This is a genomic window from Microbacterium sp. Leaf351, from assembly GCF_001423825.1.
GTDB lineage: Bacteria > Actinomycetota > Actinomycetes > Actinomycetales > Microbacteriaceae > Microbacterium > Microbacterium ginsengisoli.
In genome coordinates, this window is the sequence record NZ_LMPK01000002.1 from 161,796 (window position 1) to 162,658 (window position 863).

At 70.2% G+C, this 863-nt stretch carries 2 protein-coding genes; both read right to left on the reverse strand.

What is annotated here, in order from left to right; genetic code table 11:
* Window positions 1–403: VOC family protein (locus ASG00_RS16235; protein ID WP_442922569.1), on the reverse strand; the 403-nt coding region annotated here is incomplete at its 3' end.
* Window positions 404–443: 40 nt separating this feature from the next.
* A partial coding sequence (locus ASG00_RS16240; RefSeq protein WP_327037451.1) for a phosphoribosylaminoimidazolesuccinocarboxamide synthase occupies window positions 444–863 on the reverse strand: 420 nt, incomplete at its 5' end.

Genomic DNA, 863 nt, shown 5'->3' on the forward strand with positions numbered 1-863 from the left:
ACGACCAGGCGGTGCGCGCGCGGTCCCAGTAGAGCTCGATGCCGTTGCCCTCGGGGTCGGTGAAGTAGAACGCCTGGCTGACGACGTGGTCGGCGCTGCCGGTGAAGGTCTGCGGGGCGTGGCGGGCGACGCTGTAGAGCGCGGCGGCGAGGGCTGCGCGACTCTCGAACAGGATCGCGGTGTGGAACAGTCCCGCCGATCCGGCGGGGGCGTGCCGCAGGCTCGGGTCGTGACGCAGGATCACGATGGGCCGGCCGGCGCGTCCGAGGGTGACGGTGTCGCCCTCGGCGGTGAGCACCTCGAGGGTGACGACGTCCCGGTAGTAACGCGTCATCGCGTCGAGGTCGCCGACGAGCAGGGTCACGGCGCCCATCGCGGTGTCGGCGGCGAGTTTTTCATTCATACGAATACTTAACACCCACCGGGCCGCGTCATTCCCGCGGTCAAGCTCCGAGTTTGACCAGAAGCTCGCGGTAGCGTGCGGACGCCCGCTCGACCACCTCGCCGGGCAGCGTCGGCGGCTCACCGGCACCGTCCCAGTGCGCGCTCAGCCAGTCCCGCACGATCTGCTTGTCGAAGCTCGCCATGCGCTCGGCCGGGGTCTCGCCGGTGCGCCAGGCCGCGGCATCCCAATAGCGCGACGAATCGGGGGTCAGCACCTCGTCCGCGAGCGTCATCACGCCGTTCGCGTCGAGGCCGAACTCGAACTTCGTGTCCGCGAGGATCAGTCCGCGCTCCTCCGCCGCTGCGGCCGCGCGGCCGTAGACCTCGAGCGAGAGGGCGCGCAGCGTCTCGGCGTTCTCGACCCCGACGAGCTCGATGGTGCGCTCGAAGGTGATGTTCTCGTCGTGCTCGCCGAGCGG